General features: G+C 62.6%; 26 protein-coding genes. 3 read left to right on the forward strand and 23 right to left on the reverse strand.

Translation table 11 applies throughout. The annotated features are described in order from the left end of the window. Nucleotides 1-71 precede the first annotated feature (71 nt). Entirely contained in the window at nt 72-776 is a 705-nt protein-coding gene (locus tag AOT96_RS26875) for a TIGR02234 family membrane protein (RefSeq protein WP_050656512.1), read from the reverse strand. After that, nucleotides 773-2359 (reverse strand): anthranilate synthase component I, encoded by a 1587-nt coding sequence (locus AOT96_RS26880; RefSeq protein ID WP_007728697.1) that lies wholly within the window; start codon nt 2357-2359, stop codon nt 773-775. Before AOT96_RS26880 ends, AOT96_RS26875 begins: the two co-directional genes overlap by 4 nt. A gap of 57 nt (nt 2360-2416) precedes the next feature. Between AOT96_RS26880 and AOT96_RS26885 the strand changes: the two genes are divergently transcribed. Beyond that, on the forward strand, nt 2417-2875 hold the full coding sequence (locus AOT96_RS26885; RefSeq protein WP_042450468.1) for a peroxiredoxin: 459 nt from the start codon (nt 2417-2419) through the stop codon (nt 2873-2875). A gap of 40 nt (nt 2876-2915) precedes the next feature. Here the strand turns inward: AOT96_RS26885 and AOT96_RS26890 are convergent, their stop codons facing one another. Then, nucleotides 2916-3698: a dioxygenase family protein gene (locus AOT96_RS26890; protein ID WP_003944012.1), complete on the reverse strand. Its 783-nt coding sequence runs from the start codon at nt 3696-3698 to the stop codon at nt 2916-2918. A 174-nt stretch (nt 3699-3872) separates the two neighbouring features. On the opposite strand from AOT96_RS26890, the gene AOT96_RS26895 reads away from it, so the two are divergent. Continuing rightward, nucleotides 3873-4382 carry a MarR family winged helix-turn-helix transcriptional regulator gene (locus AOT96_RS26895; RefSeq protein WP_030536759.1) on the forward strand — a complete coding sequence of 170 codons (510 nt, stop codon included), beginning with the start codon at nt 3873-3875 and terminating at the stop codon, nt 4380-4382. Nucleotides 4383-4410: 28 nt separating this feature from the next. Here the strand turns inward: AOT96_RS26895 and AOT96_RS26900 are convergent, their stop codons facing one another. After that, complete coding sequence (locus AOT96_RS26900) at nt 4411-5949, reverse strand: FAD-binding protein (protein WP_042450467.1); 1539 nt, start codon at nt 5947-5949, stop codon at nt 4411-4413. Nucleotides 5950-6192: 243 nt separating this feature from the next. On the opposite strand from AOT96_RS26900, the gene AOT96_RS26905 reads away from it, so the two are divergent. Continuing rightward, complete coding sequence (locus AOT96_RS26905; protein WP_042450465.1) at nt 6193-6783, forward strand: TetR/AcrR family transcriptional regulator; 591 nt, start codon at nt 6193-6195, stop codon at nt 6781-6783. Here AOT96_RS26905 and AOT96_RS26910 read toward each other — a convergent pair. Genes AOT96_RS26910 through AOT96_RS27000 form a run of 19 tightly spaced genes read right to left on the reverse strand, consistent with a single transcriptional unit; the run spans nt 6780 to nt 25336 of the window. Next, nucleotides 6780-7247: a hypothetical protein gene (locus tag AOT96_RS26910; protein ID WP_042450463.1), complete on the reverse strand. Its 468-nt coding sequence runs from the start codon at nt 7245-7247 to the stop codon at nt 6780-6782. The genes AOT96_RS26905 and AOT96_RS26910 overlap by 4 nt on opposite strands. Beyond that, a complete protein-coding gene (locus AOT96_RS26915) occupies nt 7244-7780 on the reverse strand; it encodes a hypothetical protein (RefSeq protein ID WP_231917355.1) in 537 nt (178 codons plus the stop codon). The genes AOT96_RS26910 and AOT96_RS26915 overlap by 4 nt, the downstream gene beginning before the upstream one ends. Beyond that, nucleotides 7747-9066 carry an MCE family protein gene (locus AOT96_RS26920; protein ID WP_042450461.1) on the reverse strand — a complete coding sequence of 440 codons (1320 nt, stop codon included), beginning with the start codon at nt 9064-9066 and terminating at the stop codon, nt 7747-7749. Before AOT96_RS26920 ends, AOT96_RS26915 begins: the two co-directional genes overlap by 34 nt. Continuing rightward, a complete protein-coding gene (locus AOT96_RS26925; RefSeq protein ID WP_197523610.1) occupies nt 9063-10244 on the reverse strand; it encodes an MCE family protein in 1182 nt (393 codons plus the stop codon). Before AOT96_RS26925 ends, AOT96_RS26920 begins: the two co-directional genes overlap by 4 nt. Further along, nucleotides 10241-11503 carry an MCE family protein gene (locus AOT96_RS26930; RefSeq protein ID WP_065352524.1) on the reverse strand — a complete coding sequence of 421 codons (1263 nt, stop codon included), beginning with the start codon at nt 11501-11503 and terminating at the stop codon, nt 10241-10243. Before AOT96_RS26930 ends, AOT96_RS26925 begins: the two co-directional genes overlap by 4 nt. Beyond that, nucleotides 11503-12525 carry an MCE family protein gene (locus AOT96_RS26935; RefSeq protein WP_030536766.1) on the reverse strand — a complete coding sequence of 341 codons (1023 nt, stop codon included), beginning with the start codon at nt 12523-12525 and terminating at the stop codon, nt 11503-11505. Before AOT96_RS26935 ends, AOT96_RS26930 begins: the two co-directional genes overlap by 1 nt. Next, on the reverse strand, nt 12522-13544 hold the full coding sequence (locus AOT96_RS26940) for an MCE family protein (protein ID WP_007728666.1): 1023 nt from the start codon (nt 13542-13544) through the stop codon (nt 12522-12524). The genes AOT96_RS26935 and AOT96_RS26940 overlap by 4 nt, the downstream gene beginning before the upstream one ends. Further along, entirely contained in the window at nt 13541-14710 is a 1170-nt protein-coding gene (locus AOT96_RS26945) for an MCE family protein (RefSeq protein WP_042450457.1), read from the reverse strand. The genes AOT96_RS26940 and AOT96_RS26945 overlap by 4 nt, the downstream gene beginning before the upstream one ends. 9 nt (nt 14711-14719) lie before the next feature. Beyond that, the gene (locus AOT96_RS26950; protein WP_003944051.1) at nt 14720-15592 is read right to left on the reverse strand and encodes an MlaE family ABC transporter permease; all 873 of its coding nucleotides are present in this window, start codon (nt 15590-15592) and stop codon (nt 14720-14722) included. Next, nucleotides 15589-16329, reverse strand: coding sequence for an MlaE family ABC transporter permease (locus AOT96_RS26955; protein WP_042450550.1), 741 nt, complete (start codon nt 16327-16329; stop codon nt 15589-15591). The genes AOT96_RS26950 and AOT96_RS26955 overlap by 4 nt, the downstream gene beginning before the upstream one ends. Nucleotides 16330-16363: 34 nt before the next feature. Then, nucleotides 16364-17617, reverse strand: coding sequence for a cytochrome P450 (locus tag AOT96_RS26960; RefSeq protein ID WP_030536770.1), 1254 nt, complete (start codon nt 17615-17617; stop codon nt 16364-16366). Nucleotides 17618-17670: 53 nt separating this feature from the next. Continuing rightward, on the reverse strand, nt 17671-19308 hold the full coding sequence (locus AOT96_RS26965; protein WP_007728656.1) for an acyl-CoA synthetase: 1638 nt from the start codon (nt 19306-19308) through the stop codon (nt 17671-17673). Between the two features lie 26 nt (nt 19309-19334). Continuing rightward, nucleotides 19335-20582 (reverse strand): hypothetical protein, encoded by a 1248-nt coding sequence (locus tag AOT96_RS26970; protein ID WP_042450548.1) that lies wholly within the window; start codon nt 20580-20582, stop codon nt 19335-19337. 5 nt (nt 20583-20587) lie between these two features. Continuing rightward, nucleotides 20588-21139, reverse strand: coding sequence for a hypothetical protein (locus AOT96_RS26975; RefSeq protein WP_042450454.1), 552 nt, complete (start codon nt 21137-21139; stop codon nt 20588-20590). Between the two features lie 37 nt (nt 21140-21176). Further along, complete coding sequence (locus tag AOT96_RS26980) at nt 21177-21368, reverse strand: ferredoxin (protein ID WP_020907945.1); 192 nt, start codon at nt 21366-21368, stop codon at nt 21177-21179. 2 nt (nt 21369-21370) lie between these two features. Further along, nucleotides 21371-22765 carry a cytochrome P450 gene (locus AOT96_RS26985; RefSeq protein WP_003944094.1) on the reverse strand — a complete coding sequence of 465 codons (1395 nt, stop codon included), beginning with the start codon at nt 22763-22765 and terminating at the stop codon, nt 21371-21373. Beyond that, nucleotides 22762-23568, reverse strand: a complete 807-nt coding sequence (locus AOT96_RS26990; RefSeq protein ID WP_003944110.1) for an SDR family oxidoreductase — start codon at nt 23566-23568, stop codon at nt 22762-22764. Before AOT96_RS26990 ends, AOT96_RS26985 begins: the two co-directional genes overlap by 4 nt. Beyond that, a complete protein-coding gene (locus tag AOT96_RS26995; protein ID WP_003944019.1) occupies nt 23568-24773 on the reverse strand; it encodes a cytochrome P450 in 1206 nt (401 codons plus the stop codon). The genes AOT96_RS26990 and AOT96_RS26995 overlap by 1 nt, the downstream gene beginning before the upstream one ends. Next, on the reverse strand, nt 24770-25336 hold the full coding sequence (locus AOT96_RS27000) for a TetR/AcrR family transcriptional regulator (protein WP_024487471.1): 567 nt from the start codon (nt 25334-25336) through the stop codon (nt 24770-24772). The genes AOT96_RS26995 and AOT96_RS27000 overlap by 4 nt, the downstream gene beginning before the upstream one ends. Nucleotides 25337-25414: the final 78 nt, after the last annotated feature.

Raw genomic sequence — 25414 nt, forward strand, 5'->3', positions numbered from 1 at the left:
GGTCTCAGCCTAGTGGGACGAAATTTTGCTACTCCGTCGGGGTACCCACGCAGGTGAGGGTTCAGTCTTACTCAGTGGGACGACCCCGGTTTCGCGCCGTTGTCTCCCCCAACTCCGTCGTCCCCGTCAGTCTCTGTCGGGTCCTCTCCGGCGTCGAGCGCATCCCACAACATCCGTTGTGTCACAGGCTCGTCCGATGCGGGTTTGTCTCCCTGACCGAGCTTGGCTGCGGCCTCGCGGCGCGCGGCAGGGTTGTCGTATTTCGACGACAACCCGCCTCGCACTGGAGGTTTGCGCATCAGAAGTACCGCCGCGCCGAGCGCCGCCACCGCTCCGACCAACGCAAGCAAGGCAGGCAATACCGAAACAGTCGTCGAGAGATCTTCCGGGTGACCGGACAACTCGGCCAAGTCCACCGCTCGGTCCGCAGAGGCTCCGGACACCAACAACTGCACTGCCGGAACCGCTACCGCGATGGCGACGAGGGCAACCAACAGTCCGACTACCCGAAGTGCCCAACCTCGCACCGCAAACGACGCCGCGATCGCCGCCAGAAGCGCGAGCGCGAGCGGAGTCATCGCCGCCGCCCAGGTGCTGCCGTCGAGATCCGTCGTCCTCTCCAGCGTCTTGCCGTCGCTCGAGGTCAGATGAACCCACGTCATTCGTGAGCTGCCCCACAGAGCTGCTGCCGACAACGCCAGCAGAAGCGTTCTCGGCACGGCGGTGCCACGAGAAACGCTTGTAGGCTCCGCTGCACTCGACTCGTTCTCACTCACTGATCGTCACCTCCGATGGTGCGCAGGGTGTGCGCCGACGCAATCGCGCTCAGCACTGCCATCGCCTTGTTGCGGGCCTCGGTGTCCTCGTAGACCGGATCCGAGTCGGCGACGACGCCGGCGCCCGCCTGGACGTATCCGATCCCGTCCTTGATCAATGCCGTTCGGATCGCGATCGCGGTGTCGGCGTCGCCGGCGAAGTCGAGGTAGCCGACGATGCCGCCGTAGATACCGCGCCTGGTCGGTTCCAGTTCTTCGATCAGCTGCATCGCACGGACCTTGGGCGCCCCCGAGAGGGTTCCAGCGGGGAAGCATGCGGTGACGGCGTCGAGAGCGTGCTTTCCCTCGGCCAGATGTCCGGTGACCGTCGATACGAGATGCATCACGTGGCTGTACCGCTCGATGTGCCGGTAGTCGTGCACCTTCACCGTGCCCGGGCGACAGACACGACCCAGATCGTTTCGCCCCAGATCGACGAGCATGAGGTGCTCGGAGTTTTCCTTCTCGTCGGCGAGGAGGTCCTTCTCGAGCAGGATGTCGTCCTCCTCTGTGGCACCGCGCCATCTGGTTCCAGCGATCGGGTGTGTTGTCGCGACGCCCTCGGCGACGGTTACCAGTGCTTCCGGGCTCGAACCGACGATCGAAAACGCCGTCTCTCCATCACCATTCGGCACGTTGAGCAGATACATGTACGGGCTGGGGTTCGATGCTCGCAGCATCCGGTACACGTCGATCGGTGCTGCAGTGCAATCGATCTCGAATCGCTGCGAGAGAACTACCTGGAATGCCTCGCCCGCTTCGATGTCGCCGATCAACTTTTCGACATCGACACCGAAGCTCTCGGTGGTGCGCTGACGACGGTAGTTCGGAGTCGCTTTCGAAAATGTCGACACCGTCGATTTCGCCGGCGCCGCGAGAGCACGAGTCATCGCGTCCAACCTGGCGACTGCGTCGTCGTACGCCGTGTCGACGCGCTCGTCCGTGCCGTCCCAGTTGACGGCATTGGCGATGAGGGTGATCGCCCCTTCGTGGTGATCGACTGCGGCGATGTCGGCGGCAAGCAGCATGACCATCTCGGGGATCTGCAGGTCGTCGACCGCGGAGTCACCCAATCTCTCGAGGCGCCGCACCGCGTCGTAGCCGAGGAATCCGACCATTCCGCCGGTCAGCGGGGGCAGGTCGGGCAGCCGCTCCGAACGAAGCAGCTCGAGGGTGGCACCGAGCGCGTCGATCGGGTCGCCGCCGGCCGGAGCGCCGGCCGGAACGTTGCCGTACCAGGCCGCCTCTCCGTCCACGACGGTCAGTGCAGCCGGACTCCCGACGCCGATGAACGACCACCGCGACCACGAACGACCGTTCTCGGCCGACTCGAGCAAGAAGGTGCCGGGACGATTGCCGGCCAACTTCTCGTACGCCGAGAGCGGAGTTTCGGAGTCCGCCAACACTTTCCGAGTGACCGGAACGACCCGGTGCTCAGCTGCGAGAGCTCGGAACTGCTCCCGGGTCGTGGTGGAATCGGACGCGTCACCGACGATCGCGGTGTCGGATGACCGTGCGGACATGGAGGTGGGCTCGCCGTGCATGGCTCCATCATCCCAGGCTCCCCCATGTGGCCGTCGTGCGCGGGTAACCTCGGCCGAATGAAACCAGGCCAACTCGCTCCCGATTTCTCACTGCCCGACCAGGACGGGACTCCGCGCTCGCTGACGAGCCTGCTCGAGAACGGACCCCTGGTCCTCTTCTTCTACCCGGCAGCCTCGACGCCGGTGTGCACCGCCGAGGCGTGCCACTTCCGTGACCTCGGCAGCGAATTCGCCGCGGTGGGCGCTTCGCGAGCGGGCATCAGCACCGATACGGTCGAAGCTCAGTCCACCTTTGCCACCGCACAATCCTTCGACTACCCCCTACTCGCCGACACCGACGGCAAGGTAGCCGAACAGTTCGGCGTCAAGCGCGGACTCCTGGGCAAGATGGCTCCGGTCAAACGCTCGACCTTCGTGATCGACACCGACCGCACCGTCCTCAAAGTCATCTCGAGTGAACTACGCGCCAACACCCACGGCGACCAGGCGCTCGAGTTCCTTCGCAATCGAAGCTGACCCACCTGGGCGACCTGATTCTCTGCGCGATTTGAAATCTCTACGCGACCTGAATCGAGCGCTTCGCAAGCCCCATCCAGAATCCGTCGATCACCTGGGTGGGCACCTGTTCCGGATCGGATGACGCACCGAGCGTGACGAACAACGGGGCGAAGTGCTCGATGGTCGGATGCGCGTACGGCATCCCGGGAGCTTGAGCGCGGAAGTCGATCAAGGAATCGACGTCACCGGCAGCGAACCTCTCCCCTGCCCACGCGTCGAATTCCGCCGACCATCCCGGGGCCTGCGCCTCCGGTGACGGATCGCGCAGGAACGGTAGCCCGTGCGTGGTGAATCCGGATCCCACGATCAGTACACCTTGCTCACGGAGTGGCCGTAGGCGCTGTCCGAGATGGAGCAAACGCTCAGGATCGAGGGTGGGCAGCGAAATTTGCAGTACCGGGATGTCTGCGTCCGGGTACATCACCGTGAGCGGCACGTAGGCACCGTGATCCAGGCCTCGATTCGGCTGCTGAACCACGCGTTCGTTGTCCGGCATCAACGCGGCAACCTGGGCGGCGAGTTCCGGAGCGCCGGGAGAGTTGTACTTCGCGCGGTAGAACCTCTCGGGAAAACCACCGAAGTCGTAGATGAGCGGGGTGCCCGTGGTCGTCGATCCGATCGTCAGCGGTGCTGATTCCCAGTGCGCCGATACGACGAGGATTGCCGTCGGCCGCGGAAGATCGCCGGCCCACGCCCCCAACTGGTCGACCCACAACGCGCTGTCCACCAGCGGCGGAGCACCGTGGCTGAGATACAGCGCAGGCATGGTTGTGGTGGACATACGGACTCCTCGGGATAGACATTCGTCGTAAGTTGAAGGTTCAACCTAATATAGAACTCAACACTTGCGTCCCGCAACTATTCCCCGCAGGATTCTTCTGGACATGCGTCTGAGACGCTGTACACAAGCACGCTCCGTGCACGAAGAATGCTCGACCCGAAGGAGAAGTCACCGATGAGTGAACCGACCGCGCAGCCCGACGCGCAGTCTCAGACGAAGTGGCTCACAGCCGAGCAGCAAGAAGCATGGCTGACACTGATCGCTCTCGTGACACGGTTGCCTGCCGCACTCGACACTCAACTACAACGCGATTCGGCACTCACACACTTCGAATACTTCGTACTCGCGGCACTCTCGGACGCCCCCGACCACAAGCTCCAGTTGTCGGTACTGGCCCAGCGCGCGAACGCGTCCCTGTCCCGCCTCTCGCACGTGATCACGAAGATGGAGAAGGCCGGCTGGGTGAAACGGGAAGTCATTCGTGGCAGCCGCGGCTCCAACGCAGTGCTCACCGACGAGGGAATGGCAAAGGTGGTCGCGGCCGCACCGCCGCACGTCGCCTCAGTTCAAGGTCTCCTCTTCGAGGGCCTCGACGATCGCCAGGTCGCCCAGCTTTCGTCGTTGGGTACAGCAATGCTCACCCAACTGGACAAGGGAATCGCCGCCGGACTCGGCAAGGCCTGACCACATCCCCGAGACGCGCGACTGATGATCAAGACGGCAGCTTCGCGAGGTCGAGAGCAGCCAAGTGACTGAACAGCATGCTCGCTCCGATCGGGTTTCCACCGCCGGGGTACGTAGTCCCGCTGGCCGCTGCCATCGTGTTCCCCGCCGCGTACAACCCGGCAATCGCCGTACCGTCGGCTTTGAGCACCCTCCCGGTCGCGTCGGTCCGTAGACCACCTTTGGTCCCGAGGTCGGAGATGCTGAAAGCGGCAGCGTGAAACGGCCCTTGATCGATCGGTACGAGCGGCGAAGCCCCCTCAGAGAAGGCGCGGTCGTACGCAGTGTCTCCTCGACCGAAGTCCGTGTCGACGCCAGTCGCCGCAAACGCGTTGAATCGCTTCACGGTCTCCACCAGTTCCGCTGCGGGAACATCGATCTGGGCAGCGAGGTCTTCGAGTGTCTGTGCACTCTTCCACAACCCCGCATCCACATACTGCTCCGTCTGTGCCATGGGTACGTTGGGCGCCTTCACCGGCGGCACTGCGCCTTCGCTGTTGTCGTAGATCATCCAGTACGGCGTGGTTACTTTCCCTGCCCGCATGTGTTCGATGACAGCGCGACCCAAGCGGTCGTACGGCGCTGATTCGTTGACGAATCGACGACCGTCGTCGTCCACGAAGATTCCGCCGGTGAACCACAGCGCAAACGCGGAGCGCCCATCTGGATGGGTGAGTCCCGGCGACCACCAGGCCTCGCCCATCAGGTCGGTGTCGGCACCCGCGGCGACCGCCGCCTGGTGCGCCTTCCCGAGGTTGCCGGGGCAGCCCATCGTGTCGAGAGCGGATCCGGGGACACCGAATTCGGCACGCATGGTCTCGTTCTGCTCGAATCCACCGGCGGCGAGGATCACTCCTCTGCGTGCCTGAATGGTTCGACGCCGACCATCTCGGTCGACGACGGCTCCGACCACCACTCCGTCCTCGACAACCAGTTCCTCGAGAGTGGTCTTCAGGTGCATGGTGGCGTTCGGGAGTTCCGCAAGAGCCAACAGGAATCGACCGATCAACGACTGGCCGCCGACGAGGTACTTCGGCAACTCCTCCCCCAGCCGTTCCGTCGCCAGCGGCGGACGAAGCGAATCACGAAGCGCACCCAGCTTGTTCGCGTTCATCGGCTTGGGAACAATGTGCCGTCCGCTCGCTCGAGCCTTGGGCTCCTCACCGAAGTAGTCGGGCCACGGCAGTATCTGGAACTCGAAGTTCGAGTCCTCTTCGAGGTAGTCGATCAACCCGGCGCCACCTCGAACGTAGGCTTCCTGAACGTCGGCGGGCGTACGATCACCCACCACTGATCGGTAGTACTCCAGCGCATCCTCGATGGTGTCGACGTCCCCGCCCCGACGAAGAACGGCGTTGCACGGGAACCACATTCCGCCGCCGCCCGAGTACGCCGTTGTTCCGCCGTACTTGTCGGTTGCTTCGATCGCAATGACGTCGAGGCCTTCGCGGGCTGCCGTGTACGCGCCGGTGAGTCCACCACCTGATCCCACAGCGAGTACGTCGCACGTCTCGTCCCACTTCGTCATCGTCAGCCTCTCTGATTCTGGGCACAGTTTCCGAACATGTTCTAGAAATCGTTCTAACACATGGACTTAGCGATCGCGGGGGTTCGAAATTCTGTCCCACCGAGCGGGAGCGAGACATGACGCCGAGCGGGAGCGAGACATGACGCCGAGCGGGAGCGAGACATGACGCCGAGCGGGAGCGAGAACGAGCGGAGATAGCGCACACTTTGCCCGCACGGGTCCGATCCCGTAGTGTCTGGACACATGTCTGGTAAGACCAAGTTCGAGTCCACTCGCCGCCGACTGACCCAGCAGCAAGCCGAAACCGTCGATCGATTGACCGCGGCAGCGATCACGGTCCTGCGCGACAAAGGGTTTGCCGATCTGACCGTGCGGATGGTGGCAGCAGAAGCCGGTGTCGCCGCAGCCACGGCATACACCTATTTCTCGTCCAAGAGTCACCTTGTGGCAGAACTGTTCTGGCGTCGCCTCGACGCGGTACCCCACGAGCCCTCCCCGGAGTCGGAACGGGAAGCGCAGGTCTGCTCGGTCCTGCGCAGCGTCGCACTCCTCGTTTCCGACGAACCGGAGCTGGCCGCGGCCGTGACCACGGCGATGATGGGCAACGATCCCGACGTCGAACACCTTCGGGGACGTATCGGCAAGAACATCCGCGAGCGGCTCATCGAGGCGCTGGGGCCGTCATACGATCCCGACGTACTCGAAGCACTCGAAATCTCCTGGTCCGGAGCGCTTGTCCGAGCCGGCATGGGTTACGAGTCCTATTCGCAGATCGCAGACCGGCTCGAAGTCACTGCCAGGCTGATCATGGCGGGCCGCGACAACCTTCACTAGATGGGGGTCATGGCACTCACCAGCCATGTGCCGTCGACTCGATCGAGTGTCACCTCGACTCGGCTCGACGTCGACGCTGGTGCCGGCCGCGCGATACTCGTCGTGATCTGATCGACGAACAGGAGCAATTCCGCTCGGTCTGCAGCAGCGGAGAGCACTCCGACATCGACTACTCGCGCCTTCGTGCTGATTCCTTGCTCCTTCGACTGGGGTGCAACGGTTTTCGATCCGAATTCAGCGAAGCGGTCCTGAAATGTTCCACTTGCGCCCCCGGCAGCATGTGCAAGATCCTCGTCCACCGTGTCGCTGTTGTAGCTCAAGAGATTCTCGACGAGCATCGGCGCCACACCGATCACCTCGGCACGTGCGGTTTCAGCGTCCCCCGAACGGTGGTGACTCCAGAGCAGAGTCCCGCCGACTCCCACCAAGATCAGCGCTGCAAACGCCAAGACCGCGCGCTTCACGGGACGAACTCCACACTCGACATCAGTACCCGACCGTCGACCTCTTCGACACCGACGCGCAGACGGTGGGTTCGCGCCGAAGACTCTCCCGCTGAATTGGCGACCTGAGCCGATGCCGCGATCAGTACCACCCCCGAGGTTCCGGATTCCGATGCCAGGGCTGCGGTGTCGACACGCCCGTCGGAATCGACGGCAAAATCACGGATGGACGCGACGAACGCAGATTCGCCGGACTTCAGTTCGTCGGCAAAGGCTCCCGTACTCAGGGCCTGTAGCGTCGCGAGATTCTCGTCGACTGTGGCAGAGTGAACGTCGATCAGAGCGAGGGCTCCTGCGACCGCACCGTCGACGTACTCTTGACGCTGGGTCTCGCGCGCCCGGTCGGATTGAACTGCCAGAGCACCGAAGACCACAACGACGCTCAGAGCCGCGAGTGCGATCCATGCCAAGGCAGTGAGAACACCGCGTTTCCCTAGGACCGGCTCGAGCACCTCGCCTCTCAACGATTCGTCGGCGTCAGCAACTGTTGCCACGGCTCACCCTCCCCCGAATCGGAAGCAGCAGGAGCTAATTCCGTGTGTTGATAGTCGACACCGTCAGGCCCGGTGTACAACTCGCCGGGAGCATTGGTCCCCGACGGCACGTACGCTTCGGGGCTCCGACAGATCTCCGGGCTCGGTGCTCGTTTGCCCGGTACCTCCATACAGGGAATGTTCCGGGATCCACGAACTGCGAAGACCGAGTTCTGCGGAACTTTGCAGTACAGATCAGCCGGGGTGTCCGGCACACTCATCTGGGTCGGGTCCCGTCGCTGATCGGCCGGAAGGTAACCGGTCGAGCACGCCGCGGGGTCCTGCGCTTGGAGGTGGAAGTTGACGTTCGCGGCGCCGTCCACCTGCCCGCGTTGGACAACGGTTTCCTGTGCCGCAACCAGTGGCGGCAAGATGACGAGCACCTGCTCCAACCCGGCGTTGTACGTCAAAGCCACCTGAGCGGTGCTGGTGAAATTGGCAAGCAGCACAGGCAAAGTGGGCTTGAGGCCTTGAAACAGCAGGTCGGCTTCAGTCGCGAAGCCCGGTCCGGTCTCGAGGATATTGCGCACGGACCCGTCGGCGACCGCCAACTGTCCACTGAGTTGAGCGACACTGGACGCCCACTGGCGAATCTGATCGCCCGTCACCACCTGTGTCTGCAGGAGCGGATCCAACTGCTGTACGAGCGTCGTAGCCGGCGTTGTGGCAGCAGACATCTGATCGACGAACGAAGTGGTCGAATCCAGCAGACGAGCCAGATCCTCTCCCCTGCCTCCGAAAGCTGCCGCGGACTCGTCGATCACCGATCGCAACTTGTCCTGCGGTACGGATGCGAGCATCGCCTGCGCCTGATCGAGGACCGGTCCGATCTCGGTCGGGATCGTGACAGCGTCGGGGCCGATCACGTCTCCGTCGGTCAGAAAGGGTCCGTCCGCGGTGCTCGGTTGCATGTCGACGTATTGCTCGCCGATTGCCGACACGCTTCGCACCGCTACTGTGAGCCCGCTGGAGGGAACGGGAACCGCACTCTCCAAAGATAATTCGGCGCGTACCACTCCCGGAGACAGACGCACCGACCTGACCTGACCGATGGTGTCGCCGCGATAGGTCACGTTCGCGTTCCGATACAGGCCGCCGGCGTCGGGCAGTTCGACTGTCACCGAGTAGCGCCCGATGCCGAGCATGGTCGGAACTCTCAGGTACGAGATAGCCGCTGCGCTCATGCCTATCACCGCCAGGATCGCGAAGATCGTCAATTGCCTTCGCACCAACTTCGTGAGAATCATCGTCCACCGTCCTGGGCGGTCCGCCCTGTGCTACTTGGGTCGGTCCGCCCGGTGTCACTTGGGGCGGCCCGCCCTGTGTCACTTGGGGCGGTCCGCCCGGTACCCAGAGGCGCGGTCAAAGGATCAACCAGTATTCCGTTCTCCACCGGAGTTTGCGGCGCCCCGAACGGAGTGCCGAAACCGAGCCCCGACTGCAGACGATTACTCGTGAGGTCGATCAGCGCCCACAAATTGGTGTAATCACCGCGCATTCCGTCGTCGATGGTCGTCTGGGGGAAGGGGAAGGTACTCAGATTGCCCAAATTGTTGATCAGGTCCGGTCCTGTTTCGACCACCTTCTGCAGCGTCGATTCCAAGGAGCTCAAATTGGCTTTCAGATCGTCGCGGGTCCGGTCGACCAGATCGGTCCCGACGTCCCCGAACCTGCCGACCGCATCGAGCGCGGTGGTCAGGCTCACGCGCTGGGCGCTCAGTTCCGCCAAGGCCGGATCAAGGGTCTCCAACGCCTCACCGAGAACGTCTCGCTGAGCCGTGATCTCGCCGGCGAAGACGTCGAGATTCTCCATGGTCGTGACCATCGCATCACGTTGGCGGTCGAGTGTTTCGGTCACGGTATCCATCTGACTCAGCAGGTCGCGAGCCGCGTCGGTCCGTCCGCCGAGCGCCGTGTTCAGCTCCGTGGTGATGCTGTGAATCTGAGCGAGCCCGCCGCCGTTGAGGACCAATGACAGTGCCGTCAACGCTTCCTCGGTGGTGGGATAGACACTGGCCGATGCAAGGGGAATCACGGATCCTTCCGACAACCGCCCTTCCGGCGCCACCTCGGTGGGCGGCGCGAGCGCGACGTGTTTGGATCCGAGCAGACTGGTTTGGCCGATCTTGGCAGTCGCGTTGGCGGGCAGCGACACCGAGCCGTCGAGCGCAACCGTCACCCGTGCGTGCCAGTTGTCGGTCTCGATCGCACTGATACTCCCGACTGTCACGTCGTTGACCATGACCGGAGAGTTCGGACTGATCGACGTGACGTCGGGCATCTCGATCACGACCGAGAAACTTCCCTCACCGCGGCCGGCCGCGCCTGGCAGCGACACCGAATTCAGCCCGCTCCATTGACAACCCGTCAGAACGAGCACGGCGCTCGCCGCCACACACACTGTTCCCCACCAGCGGGCAGTCATCGTGATCCTGTCGACGGCATGAGCAGTCCGGCCAGGTCAGGCGCCGGGGGCATGATCGGAAAGCCCAACGCAGCAGTCGGTTTCAGATCAGGCTCGCTGTACACCAGTTGGTCCGGAAGAGCGCCGAGCGCCCGGGTCGGATTGATGCTCAGGTCCGGGTAGTTGGCCTTGATCGTGTTGAGCAACGGGCCGAGGTATTCGATGCACAAATCCGCGCCCTTCTTCGAGGTGTCGTTGGCCAGGCCGGCGATTCCGCCGCAGATCAAGTCGATCGGGTTGCCGACGTTCTGGAATGCGGGCACACCCACCATCGCTCCTTGGGCCGGCCGGTAGACGTTGTAGTAGTTCGACAACGCTGTCGGAGCCAGATGCAGTACCTTCTCGAGACCTGCGCGCTTGTCGACCAATACCTGGGACACGTCGGCCAACTTCGCGATCTGCTCCGTCAAGCCGGTTCGGTTCTGTTCGACGAACCGCTGTACGTCGACGACGGCGGCGTCCAGATCGGCGAGAGCCGGAGCCAATTGCGTCCGGCTCTCGGCGAGCACACTCGAGACATTTGCCAGTCGTCCTTGGAACTGAACGATCTGTTCGTCGCTTGCGGCGAGTGCGGTCGTGAAGGTCTGCAGGCCGCGGATGGTGCCGAACAGATCGGCTCCGCCTTCGTCGAGTGTGCTCATAGCCTCCGAGAGTTCGGTCACCGAGCGCCCCAGCGCTTCCCCGTTGCCGGCCAGTGCGGATCCGGCACCGTCGAGGAAGTTGGCGGCGGGACCGCGATCGTCCCCGACGGGACCCAAAGCATCGGCAGCCCGGCCCAGCTGTTCCTTGATCTGGTCCCACTCGACCGGGACGGCCGTTCTGTCGAGTGGGATCTCCGCACCGTCATTCAGTGCGTCGGCGCCGTCCGTCACCGCCGGCGTCAACTGCACGAAGCGGGCCGAGACCAGCGACTGGGCAACGATCACCGCTTTCGCGTCCTCGGCGACGGGAACCTCGCGCGCCAATTTCAGTTCGACGCGCATTCGATCTCCCTGTGGGGCGATCGCGGTGACGCGGCCGACGTCGACTCCCACGACACGAACGTCGTCACCGACATACAGACCGGTCGTCGAGGTGAAGTAGGCCGTCACGTTGTAGTAGCGCAGATGTTGCACCGCAAGGTATCCCGACACGACGACGATCGCCGCACCGATGACGCTTCCACCAACGACGGCGATTCGACGCCAGTTCACCGGTTTGCGAACTCGTAAGGCACCCATCATCGAACCTCCGGAATCGGTAGCGGCGCAGGTGGTAGCCCGAACATCGCGTTGATCAACGGTTGGGTGTATTGCGCCGGCACCAGGTTCTGAACGTAGGCGTAGTAGAAGGGGCCGCTGGCCACGGTGTCACCGAGCGTGCCGACGTACGTACCGAGACCGTCGATTCCCTGAGAAAGGTTGTCCTTGTTGTTCTGCAGAATTCCGACAACCGTGTCGAGTTTGCCGAGGACCGGCTGCAATTGCGCCTCGTTGTCGTGGACGAGTCCGCTCAGCTGGGTCGACAACGCCGAGATGTTCGTGATCACTTCCCCCAGCGCCGCCTGTCGCCGATCCAGTTCTCCCAACAAGGCGTTGCCGTCGACGAGTAGCGCGTTGACCTGTGGTCCACGCTCGGCCAGCGTCCCGGCGACGTCGTTTGCATCGGACAGCAAGGTGCGCAACATGTCGTCGCGTCTATTGACGCTGTCGGAGATCCGTGCGACACCGTCCAGCGCCGGCCTCAGGTTCGGCGCACTGTCGGACATCACCTGCCCCACTGCGTCGAGCGATTCGGAGAGTTGGTCGAGATCGATGTCCTCGACCGTCGTGGTGAGGTCACCGAGCACGTCGGGCAGCGAGTACGCCGATCTTGTTCGCTCGACCGGGATCTCGCCGCCGACCGCGATCCTTCCCGGACCGTCCAGATCGAGCGATACCGCTCGCTTGCCGAGCAACGACATCGTGGTGACGGCCGCCGATGTGCTTTCTCCCAAACCGATCGAGCCTTCCAGTGTGAAATCCACGCGCGCGAGTCCGTGCTCGACCTCGATCCGATCCACCGTTCCGATCTTCACTCCGGCGGCGTTGACTTCGTCTCCCGGCGCGAGACCGCTGGCGTCGGCGAACACCGCGCTGTACCCGACACCCGATTTCAGGAACTGCAGATTCTGATACTGGAGCGATGCCAATACGACGGCGGCCGTGACGACCAATCCCACGACCCCCACGCGTACGGCCTGGCTCTGTGCCATCTCTCTCATCGTGGTGCGCACCTTCCGGTCGTCTGATCCACCAGGTCGACAGTGAGCGGCGTACCGTCGGCACCGTCGACCTTCAGTGCGATTCCGCACAGATAGAAGTTGAAGAACGACCCGTACGAGCCGACTCGGATCAGCTGCTTGTAGTTCGAGGGCATGGACGCGAGAATCCGATCGAGCTCACTCTGTTGCTCGATCAGCGGATTCAGGCTTGCGTCCAGCTTCGACAGGTTTCCCGCGATGTCCGGGCGAACTCCGGCGAGGAGATCGGCGAAGGTGCCTGATGCGGTGTTCACACTCTCGACGGCAGTCCCGATCATCTCCCGGTCCGCCGCGAGCCCGCTGACCAGCTGTTGTAGGTGATCGAGAGTGTCACTGAACTGACCACCGCGGCTGCGCAATTCGCTGAGCACACCGTCGAGGTTGCCGATCACTCGACCGATCAGTTGGTCGCGGTCTGCGAGAGTGTTCGTAATCGATCCGGTGTGCGCCAGCACCGATGCCACAGTTCCGGACTGGCCTTGAAACACCTCGAGCAAGGACATCGACAACGCGTTGACCTGCTCCGGGTCCAGGGCTTGAAACAGCGGCTTGAAACCACCGAGTAGCGCATCGAGGTCGAGTGCCGGTGCGGTGCGATCGACGGGGATGCTCTCACCCTCCGGTTGCGGTTCCGCGATCCCCGGATCGTCGAGCAATTCGAGGTATCGATTACCCACCAGATCCTGATATCGAACAGCGGCTCTGGTCGATACGGTCACGGTGTCACCCGTATCCACACTGAAACTCACGTGGGCACGGTGATTCCCACCGAATTCGACGGAGCCGACAGAACCGACCGGCACACCGGCGATGCGCACCTTGTCGCCGGCTCTGAGCCCGGAGGCGTTGACGAACTCCGCCGAGTACGACCTCGCGTCGCCACCTCGCATCTGGCCGAACACGAGGATCAGCCCGGCGTTGACGAGGATCATCACCAGAACAAAAATTCCGAACTTGACGGTGTACCCACGAACTTTCATCGGATCTCCGTCCCGAACAGGTAGCTCATCAGATCCGGGACCGTGTTCATCGGTTGCCCACCATTCGGCTGACGCTCGGGCGCAAACGGATTCACCCCGGTATCGGTCACCAGGTACGGAGCATTGACGTTCGGATCACGCAAAGGGAGACCCATACACTGCGGACCGCCGGTAGCCGCCACCTTGGGCAGGTCGTCGGGATATCGGTACGGTTCGGTTCCGGCAATCAGACCGATCGACATCTTGATGCCCGGTTGACCGTTGTAGGCGCCGTCGCCGATCCGCTTGCTCTCCTGCAGACCGTGGAACATGCAGGGAATCACCGGGGAGTATTCCTCGAGCAGTGCGGTGGTCGGCCGCAGTAACGACAGAACGGTGTCGATACCGTCGGCGTTTTCTCCCAGTACATCTTCTCCGGTGCGGGCGACCCCGATCACGTTGAGCAAGAGGAGATCAAGATTCTGCTGCTCGTCGAGAACAGTGGTTCCCGTCGTCGTGAGCGAGTCGAGTGTGTCCATCAAGTCGAGAACAGCGTCGCGGTAGGTCTGTGTGACGGCTGGTAAATCCGTCAACACATGATCGAGAGCCTCACGTGCAGTGTTGAATTCGAGCAAGGAGGAATCTGCTTGTTCGAGTGCGACCCCGAGCCGTTCGCCGCGTCCTTGCAGAGCAGTCGAGAGGGCACCCAATGTCGAATCGAGTTTGCCCGGGTCCACCGTCCGGAGCACGGTGGTGAGTTTCTCGAACACCGTGTTCAGCTCGACGGTCACCCGGGATGCGTCGATCGTCGCTCCGGCGGCAAGTCGCGCACTACTCGGCTGCTCCGGCGAGGACAGGCTGACGAACTTCGCGCCGAAGGCCGTGTTCGACGTGATCGCCACATTCACGTTTGACGGAATCGATTCGAGCGCTTCGGGATCGATCGACAACGACAGTTGTGCGGTGGCGTCGTCAGTCGGCGTGATGGACTCCACCGAGCCCACGGTCACCCCGGCCATCTTCACCCGCGCGCCCGGATCCATCACGAGCCCCGCGCGCTCCGCGATCACCGTGATCGGGACGCGAGCGACAAACACCTGGTTGAAAGACGCGACCGACAACGCGATGACCCCGACGATCGCCGCAGCCAAGCCCAGAGCAGCCAACTTGTAGCCGTATCTGTGCACGCAGTCCCCCTAACCGGACAGATTGAAGTTGCCGGAACCGCCGTAGAGCGCGAGTGAGACGAGCAGGGTCACCGCCACGACGCAGATCAGCGAGAGCCGAACCCCGCGGCCCACTGCAGTTCCCACGCCCGACGGTCCCCCGGACGCGTTGTATCCGTAGTACGTGTGGATCAGCATCACCAGTAGTGCCATCACGAGCACTTGAACGAAGGACCATGCGACATCGACCGGATCGAGGAACGTCGTGAAGTAGTGGTCGTAAAGACCGGAGGACTGACCGAACAGCACGACCGTGGTGAACCTTCCGGCCAGAAAAGATCCTACGAGCGCCAATGAGTACAGCGGCAAGATCGCGATCATCCCTGCGGTGACGCGGGTGCTGACGACGTACGGGACCGAACTGATCGCCATCGATTCGAGGGCGTCGATTTCCTCACTGATGCGCATGGCACCGATCTGCGCGGTCGAACCTGCGCCGATCGTGGCCGACAGGCCGATTCCCGCGATGACCGGCGCAGCGATACGAACATTGATGAAGGCGGAGAAGAATCCGGTGAGCGCTTCGACTCCGATATTTCCCAGTGAGCTGAAACCTTGGATCGCAATGGTGCCGCCCGAGGCGAGAGTCAAAAATCCTACGACCGCAACCGTGCCGCCGATCACTGCCAAAGCTCCGGTGCCCATGCTGATCTCGGCTACCAGCCTCAACACTTCTTTCGGGTGTTTGCGAATTGCCCACGGGATGTGAGCGATGGCGCGCGCGAAGAAGACAGCTTGTCGCCCGACGTCGTCGATCGAGCGTGACGTTCGAGCCACCCGCGCCCGCGTGCGTCCGAACTTGCCGATTTGTGCCAGCGAATCCGACAGCGTCACCTCGATCACCCCGCCGTCAATCGGATGCCGACCGCGGTGACGATGGTGTTGACGACGAACAACGCCATGAATGCGTACACCACCGTTTCGTTGACGGCCTCCCCCACGCCTTTCGGCCCACCCCGTACCGACAGTCCGCGATAGCAGGCCACCAATCCCGCCAGCATCCCGAACAGTGCAGCTTTGACCATCGACAACGCCACCTCGGGCAGGCCGGTCAGCAACGTGATTCCCTCGACGAAGGCGCCAGGGTTCACTCCCTGGAGAAACACCGAGAAGGCGTAACCGCCGGCGATGCCGATGACGCAGACGAGTCCGTTGAGCAGCAAAGCCACCACGGTCGACGCGACCACCCGAGGAATCACCAGCCGAGTGATCGGATCGATCCCGAGCACCTCCATGGCGTCGATCTCTTCACGAATCGTTCTCGATCCCAGATCGGCGGCGATGGCTGTCGCGCCCGCACCTGCCACGATCAGCACCGTCACCACCGGACCGACCTGAGTCACGGCGCCGAGCGCGGCCCCGGCGCCGCTGAGGTCGGCGGCACCGATTTCGCGGAGAAGGATGTTGAGGGTGAAACTCACCAGGACCGTGAACGGCACGGCTACCAACACTGTCGGCACGATCGACACCCGGGCGATCATCCAACTCTGCTCGAGAAACTCCTGCACCTGAAAGCGGGTGCGGAACAAGCCCACTGCGACATCGGCGCCCATCCGGTAGAACCGGCCGAGTTCGCGCATCGGGCCCGCAAGTGCAACTCTTCCGCTGTACACGTCAATGCCCCGAAGGACATGACGTGGAGTTGCCGTAGTCGACCTTGAATTCCTTGATCCCGTTGAGCCAACCGGACGAGAGCCTGCTCGGATCGCCGAGCTTGCTGATGTCGGGCATGTGATCGGCGATCTTGCCGAAGATCAGATCGACCTCCATTCTGGCCAGGTTGGCGCCGACGCAGTAGTGCGGCCCGGTTCCTCCGAACGCGAGGTGCGGGTTCGGGTCTCGGGTGATGTCGAAGACGTCAGGGTTCCCGAAGACGGTTTCGTCGAAGTTCGCCGAGCCGTAGAGCAGTACGACGCGCTGCCCCTTCGCAATCGCAGTGCCGGCAATCTGTGTGTCCACCACTGCTGTTCGTTGCATCGACGTCAGTGGCGAAGCCCAGCGGATGATCTCGTCCGCGGCGGTGCGCGGACGCTCGCGCTTGTACAGTTCCCACTGATCCGGATGCTCGAGAAATGCCATCATGCCGAGTGTCGTTGCGTTTCGCGTCGTTTCGTTGCCCGCGACAGCCAACATGATGACGAAGAAACCGAACTGTTCCGGGGTGAGTTTCTGCCCGTCGATGTCGGCATGCACCAAGCGCGAGATGATGTCGTCGAGCGGTTCCTCCCGTCTCGCCTCAGCCAGTTGATAGGCGTAGCCCAATATCTGCGCCGACGCCATCCGAGACTCGCCGGCGAGTGACTCGTCGTCGTATCCCGTCATCTGATTCGACCATTCGTACAGCTGACGGCGCCCGTCCTGCGGTACACCGATCAGCTCCGAGATCGCCTGCATGGGTAACTCGCTGGCGACCTGGCTGACAAAATCACCGCTACCTTCCGCCACGGCAGCCGACGCTATGTCTTCTGCCCGCGCTTCCAACCCGGCCCGCATCGCTTCCACCGACCGCGGAGTGAACAAGCGTGCCACCAACTTGCGCAGCTGTGTGTGCTCAGGGGCGTCCTTGTTGATGAGGACGTGTTTCGTCGCCTCCAACTCCTCCGCCGAGATGTTGTCTTCATGCCGCGGAATGCAGCCGTTGACGTTGCTCGAGAACTCCTCGCTGCGCAACGAGACGTCGCGGACGTCTGCGTGGCGGGAGACAACCCAACAACCACCGTCGTGAAATCCGCCGGTACCCGGTTCCTGGGCGTTCCACCAGACCGGAGCGCATCGTCGTAGTTCGGCGAACTCGGCAAGCGGGACGCGCTCGCCGTACAGATGTGGGTCGGTCACGTCGAACCCGTCGGGAAGGTCGATCTCAGGCATTGCAGATGCTCCTTTACGGATGGGTGCCGGGTGCCGGGTGTTGTGTGTGAGCGCTAGTCGATCCGGTGGACCGGGTCGCTGTTCTGTGAGAACTCCTTGGCCCAGCGGTAGTCCGGCTTGCCGCTCGGCGCTCGAACGACCTCGTCGGCGATCCAGAAGGAACGCGGAATCTTGTAGCCGGCGAGGTGACTGCGGGCGTGCTTCTCGATGGATTCGAAATCCGGTTCCACACCGTCGCGGATGCGAAGCACTGCCGCCACCCGATTGCCCCACCGCTCGTCCGGAACACCGATCACTGTCGCGTCGTAGATGTCGGGATGGGCCTTCACCACGGCTTCGACTTCTTCCACGAAGACCTTCTCGCCGCCGGTGTTGACCACCATGTTTCCCCGTCCGAGGAGGGTGACCGAGCCGTCGTCCTCGATCCGCGCCCGGTCTCCGGTCACCACTGCCCGCGCGCCGTTCACCTCGCGGAATATCTCGGCCGACTTCACCGGATCGTTGTAGTAGCCGAGTGGAACGTTTCCGAGTTTCGCCAGCCATCCTTCGGCGCCCGAGCCCGGCTCCAACACTCGGTTGTCGTCGTCGACGACGACCGTGAATCTGTTGGCGCCCACTTTGGGTCCGCCACGCTGCTCGAGCCCTTTGGTTGCGAATCCGATTCCGCCGAAGCCTGTTTCGGACGATCCAACCGAATCGGAGATCATCAGATTCGGAAAGACGTCGAAGAACGCATCTTTGACCGATCCGGAGAAGAGCGCAGCGCCGGAGGCGAGCACGGCCAGGCTCGACGCATCCGGTTGCAATTCGTGATGGGCTTCGACCAGTGGACGGCCCATGGCGTCGCCGGTGATGACCATGACCTGCGGGCGATATTCGGCGACGACTTTCCAGACCTGCGCCGCATCGAACTTCGGTTCGAAGATGACGGTGTTTCCGGAGAACAGAGCGTTGAACGTCGGCATCAGTGCCGAGGTGTGGATCAGCGGTGGAAGCATGCACCACCGCATCGGTTCGGCTGCCGCGGCGCCACCGCGCGACTGCTGGTACTCGTCGGCGATCGGCTCACCCGAATAGAAGTCGTAACCGCCGGCCAACACGCGCCAGATGTCTTCCTGCCGCCAGACGACGCCTTTCGGTCGTCCGGTTGTTCCGCCGGTGTAGAGAACGTAGACGTCGTCGCCGGAACGCTCGGGAAAAGCATGTTCACCTACGCGCAGCGGGGATTGGTTGCCGAGCGCATCCTCGTACGCCACTGCCCCCGGAATCGACGGTTCGTTCCCGAGAGCGAGTTCGTCCGCCACCTCGATCACGTACTTGACCCGCGGCGCGGACACCAACGCCTCGGCAACCCGCTCAGCGAAACCACGATGGAAAACCAACGCCGTGAGATCCGCGTTCTCGTACAGGTAAACCAATTCGTCGCTCGTGTAGCGGTAGTTCACCGTGATGGGAACGCCGCGGATCTTGAAGGCCGCGAGGACAGCAACCATCGCCTCGATCGAGTTGTGCAGTTGAATACCGATGTGCGAACCGACACCTAACCCGACGGACTGGAAGTAATGCGCCAATCGGTTGGCCCGCTCGTCGAGCTCACGGTATGTCACCTCGTCGCCGGAAACGATCAGCGCGAGGCGATCGGGCATCGCATCGACGGAATGCTCGAACAGGTCTGCAAACGTGTACGCCATAGGTTGAGTCCTTCGGGTTCGGCCGGTCAGACGACGAAGAGAGGCAAGGGGATTCCGCGATCTTCGAATACGAATGCCGCGCCGGTACTGACCTTCGTGATGGCGACTTCGACGCATTCCGGAGCGGGAGCTTCGGTGATGTCGACGGCCAGAAGAAGCCCCGCGGCATCTTCGGCCACCACTCTCACGGTGAAGTGCGGATTCACGCCGCGGACCAAAGCTTGGAGAGGATCGAGGTGCTCGCTGCCGAGCAAGGTCGGCCAACCGCCGTCTCGGTCGACAAGAGCTTCTCGCGAGATCCGCAGCTCCAGAGCACCGCCGTCCTGTCGAATCTCGCTCTCCACATACTGCTTCGGATTCAGCAAGGGATGCACGGACAGGACCAATGCCAACGATTCCAGCGTCGAAGGAAGCCCGAGCGCATCTCGAATACGCTGTGCCGCAACTCCCGCGATTCCGGTCAATTGCTTTCGCGTGATCTCGCGAGCCTTGTCTTCGTCGGCACGGCGGCGAACCGCTGCCAGAAAGCCCAACGCCAACAGATGATGCTGCACGCAGATCTCCTCTGCGATACGAACCAAGGCTGATCGCGAGAAGTCGGAAAACCTCAGGTCGGACAACAACGGACCCGAGTAGTCCGCCCTACCGTCCCCACCGTGATCGATCGGGCTCAGCTCGACCGTCACCGCGGCGGTGCTTCCGATCTGCTCGGTGTGCGCGGTCATCACGGGAGGCGTGTGCGACGGGTCGATGGACACGGTCCAGGCGCAGTGCGGATGTCGGTCGGCGGGCCTGCGCGGTGGTCGGTGAATCGGCCGGATCTGGGCGCGCGGGTTGGTCGCGATGGCCGTTGCATCGAAAGTCGGATCCTCGATGTCGTGACACATCGAGGTCACGAACTCATCGCCCAACGGCTCGACGTCCATGAGTGCTCCGCAATGGTCGAGCCAGAATTCACCGTGCAGCGGATCGTCGACCCGGTATCGAAAGTCCATGAACTGTGGAGGAGCGCCGATGTCGAGTTGTAATCCTTTGAAGATCGTCACGACGTCGTCGCCCTCGTATCCGAGAGCCTTCTGCATGCGGCGGGTGTACCAGGGGCTGGCCGATTCCCACTCCTCGACGGCCACCTGCGCCATACCCTCGCGTCCGAATTCGACGATCAGATGCGCCATGCCCGAGCGATCGATCAGCTGCCCGCACAGGAGCAACTCGGGCACCAACACGGCAAGGTCGCGCTGCGAGAGTGTCTCGAAGGAATCGCGCACCGTCATCGGACTCACCACAGCGGGACCGGCGCGGTGCCCACCGGATACCAGCCCGGTAGCGGGTCGCCCGAGATCGATCGCTGGATCCGCCCCTGCATCCCCTTCGAGAGAGCGTTGTTGCCGATCATCTCCATGAACAATGCCGACACGTTCCCGAAATCGAAGAAGTCACGCTGCCAGGACCATTGGAAATCCCCGCCGTAGCGGAACCAACTACCACCGATACCGTAGACGGAGTAGTTGCTACCGTCCTCACGCTTGGCATCGGAAATCTGCTTCCACAAGCCGATCACGTTTCCGCTACGGTCGTCGATCACAAAGTCTTGATACGGATACTCCCAGCCTTCGAGGCCCTTCATCTCGAGACCGAGCGCGACTTCACGAATCTCCTCGCGCCCCACCGCCATGAAATCCTGCTTGGGGCCGTAGTTCCACCCGTACGTGGCGTCCTCGGTATACATGTCCGCCAACGGTTTCCAATCGCCGGCGGCTTCGGCCTTTTTGTTCGCCTCGATCCAGCGTTGGACCATCTCGTCGAGCTCTGCGCGGTCGAAACCCGTCATCTGAACTTCCTCCCTCGAGCACATGAATTCGCTGCAATCAATCGACAATTCTCAGGGCGCCGGTCGGGCAGTACCTGACCGCCATCTCGGCTTCACCGCGGAGCGACTCGGGTGGGTCGGAGTCCAGAAGACTGACCTTCCCCCGCTTCGGGACGACAAAGATCTCCGGTGCCTCCAGCTCGCATGCCGCATGGCCTTGGCACAGGTCGAGGTCGACTTCGACGTGCATGATCACCCCTCACGCCCGGGACGTGTTCGGCGCCGGTACCTCACCGCGCACGGCTGCTGCAACTGGACGACCATCTTGCTGTGGTCGTTTCGGTAGGATTCCGACGGCTGCGCCATCTCGAACTCGAAGTCCCGCAGCAGGATCGAGAAGATCGCTTTGAGCTGCATCTGGGCGAACGCAGCGCCGACGCAGCGATGCCGGCCGGCTCCGAACGGAATCCACGTCCAGCGGTTGACGATGTCCTCTTGATTCGGGTCGATGTACCTCCCGGGATCGAAGGTGTCCGGCCGGGGAAAGTCCTCGGCGATTCGATTGGAGATCGCGGGTGTCGCGGCGACAAGATGGCCCTCTCGGATCTCGAAGCCTCCCACTTCGAAATCTCCACGTGCCACACGCAACAGGATGATCAACGGCGGATGCAGTCGAAGGGTTTCCTTGACCACAGCCTCCAGAACCGGAATCTGGCGCAGGGCATGAAAACTGATGTCGGCGCCGTCGGAGTACAGATTGTCGAGTTCGTCGACGACGTCCGTCATGGTGTCGGGATGCCGCAACATCTCGATCAACGACCACGCTGCCGTGCCGGAAGTCGTGTGGTGGCCGGCGAACATCATCGAGATGAAGATGCCGGTGATCTCGTCGGCACTGAACCGGAGGTCGCCGTTCTCGTCCTTGACCGAGACCAACACGTCCAACATGTCGCGGTCATCCTTGCCCTGCGGAGGATTCGCGATGCGCCTGTTCATGATGTCCTGTACCAGAGCGACCAACGCCAACCGGGCCTCGTCGCGGCGGCGGAAACTCTCGATCGGCGCGTACGGATCCACGAAAGCCAATGCATCCGTTCCCTGTTCGAGCTCGTGATACAGCTTGGCGAAGCTATCATCCAGTTCGTCGCGGAACTTCTTGCCGATCAGGCACGCCGACGAGGTGTAGATGGTCAGCTCGGCGAAGAAGTCGAGCAGATCGATCTCGCCTTCGTCTCCCCACTGCGCGACCATCGCCTCGACTTCGCGGCCGATCGTGGCGGCGTGCCCGCGCATCTGTTCGCCGCGCAGAGCCGAGTTGTGCAGCATCTCTTTACGCCGCTCCGGGCTGGCGTCGAAGACGACGCCTTCACCGAATATCGGCTTCATGAAGGGGTAAGCCGCTTGTTGGTCGAGGTCCTCGTCGGTGGAGCGGAAGAAGAACTCGTTTGCCTCGGCTCCGGACAGCAAGATCACTGTGCGGTCGGCAAGTTGAAAGGCGCCGACGTCACCACATTCCTCACGCACCCGGCGCATGAGCGCTATCGGGTCGGTTCGCAGTTCCTCGAGATGCCCGTGCGGGAGATCCCCGCCGGACACCCGCGGCGGCTCTGGCAGTGTTCGCGACGTCTCTTGCACTCCGTGCGTCATGTCGTCTCCTGTGAGTTCGCAGTGGGAAGTTTGTCCAGTGGCGCCTCGGGCTGAACTTCGACGAGCACGATGTGCGCTCCTCGCGGCGCCGACACAACGGCGACGATGGCATTGGCGATGTCCGAGGCGCGCAGAAAGTAACCATGGCGGGCGAACCCCCACTTGCTCCACGATTCCCCGACCGGTCCGATGATCTCCGGCGTCGTGTCCATCCCCATGCCGGTCAGTGTCGGCCCGGGTCGCACGATCGACGCGCGAATGCCTGTTCCCTCGAGCTCCATTCGCATCTGACGCCCCATTGCCTCGAGCCCGGCCTTCGCTGCGTCGTACGCACCCATGAGTGGACGCTGGCGCTCGGCACAATCCGAGCCGATCAGTACGAAGTCACCGCGCTGTCGTTGCCTCATACCGGGGAGAACACGATGCGCCAATCGCTGCGCACCGACGAGGTGAACTTGGATCTGCCGTAGAAACGCCTCAGGATTCATCTCGTCCGCAGCCCCGAATTCAAGGTCTCCGGCACCGGAGACGACGATTTCCGCGGGGCCGTGGACTGCCTCTGCGGCCGAGACGAACCCGTCGACCGAATCACCGTCCGTGACGTCGAGGAAGTGGGCGAACGCTTCACCACCGTTGCTGCGGATCTTCTCGGCGATGGCTTCGCATTCGGCGACTCGACGCGCACCGAGTGCAACCGGATGCCCGAGTTCGGCCAGGGCATACGCGGTGGCTGTGCCGATTCCCGACGACGCACCACTGATCAGTGCCGGCCGGCGAACAGGATTGGGTTCGAAACGAGGCATCAGCGCACCTGCACTTTCACCGGCAGGGCCGCAAAGCCCCGGACATTTGTCGAATGAACACGCTCGATTCCGGACTCGACGACTTCGTAGTCGCTGACCCGACGCCCGAACTCCGCCAGGGCGATCTTGGCTTCGAGCTTGGCAAGGTGGGCACCGAGGCAGAAGTGCACGCCACCACCGAAACTCGCGAGTTTTCCCGACGAACTCCGGCCGATCTGGAAGCTGTCGGCATCGTCGAAGACGTCGGCGTCTCGGTTGGCCGATCCGATCAGGAGCAGGACCTTCTCCCCCGCTGGAATGGTGCGCCCGTGGTATTCGAGGTCGACAACCGAAGTCCGAGCCACGATCTGACTCGACGTGTCGTAGCGAAGAGTCTCTTCCACCCATTCCGAGGCTCGTTCGGGATCGTCGAGGACCGGTGCGATCTGCTCCCGGTGGTGCGAACCCCAGTACAGAGCGTTTCCGAGAAGCTTGGTCGTGGTCTCGTTTCCGGCCACGACCATCAGAAACATGAATCCGAGGATCTCCTGGTCCGAAAGCTTGTCTCCGTCGATCTCGGCGTCGAGCAAGGCCGAGGTCAGATCGTCCGTCCGCGATCGGCGACGCTGCGCGATCATCTCCTTGTAGTAGCCCATCAAACTGATCGAAGCCTCCACCGCAGGTTGCGGCACGTCGAGAACACCCGCCTCTCGATGCACCACCAGATCCGCCTTGCGCCGCAGTTCGGCTCGGTCGGGTTCGGGGACACCCATGAGTTCGGAGATGACGTCCATCGGCAGCTTTCCCGCCACCTCCGTAATCCAGTCGAACTCCCCCGCGCCCAGCGCGGGTATCAGATGTTGCTTCGTCAGTTCGAGTATCCGGCCGTCGAGCTCCGCAACACGCCGCGGTGTGAATCCGCGAGAAACCAACTGGCGCAACCGCATATGGCGGGGATCATCCATAGCGAGAAACGACATCACATAATGCGCGTGTGGACCGTATGCAGCGGGGTCGAGTGATACTCCGTTTGCGCTCGACAGACGCTTGTTGTCCTTGAATCCGTCGACCACGTCCGCATATCGCGACAATGCCCAAAAGCCCACGTCCGGATTGTGATACAGGGGTGATTCTTCGCGCAGACGCTTGTACGTCGGATACGGATCGTCGTGAAAGTGGTAGTCGTACGGATTGAAGACCACCGGATCGATCAAAGCTTCTGTCATGATTTCTCCAGGATCAGTAGAGCTGAGGCCTCGAGGCGTCCAGCGATTTGCGCGTAGGTTCCGTAGCCGATCCCTGCCCGCAGAAGCGCCCCGGCATAAAGCATTTCGAGCGCTTCCAACACTTCGGGTTCGCCATTCGGATCCAACGCCGAGGCGAGTCGTTGATGGATCTCGAGTCCGATCCGCCCGCGAAGATGTTCCACTTCAGGATCGGATCCGAGCAGTGCATTGGTCACGGCGGCCGATACCTCCGGTTCGTCCGCGAGAAGCAGCGCGATATTTCGAAGTACAGACAGCACGTGCGCGGTGCGATCCAACCCCGAGCCATCAGGCGCCGACGAGTTCTGAAGTCTTCGCCAGAAGACCTCTGCGACCAGATGCTCCTTGGACGCGAAATACGTGTAGGCGGTCGCAGTTCCTACACCCGCTTCGGCCGCAACCGAACGGACAGTCAGTCCGGAAAACTCTTGTTTACGTAGAACTTTCACTGTTGCTTCGGCAAGCCTGGCCACAGTTTCCGCCTGTTTGCCCGTGAGGCGCCTGCGAGTGGATTCATAGACAATCGATCCCCCGCCACTTGAATCGCCCCGTTTGCTGGACACGTGTCTGGACGTTACTACAGCGTCCTGTCCAGGGCAACG

Source organism: Rhodococcus sp. 008, from assembly GCF_001682295.1.
Classification (GTDB): domain Bacteria; phylum Actinomycetota; class Actinomycetes; order Mycobacteriales; family Mycobacteriaceae; genus Rhodococcus_F; species Rhodococcus_F qingshengii.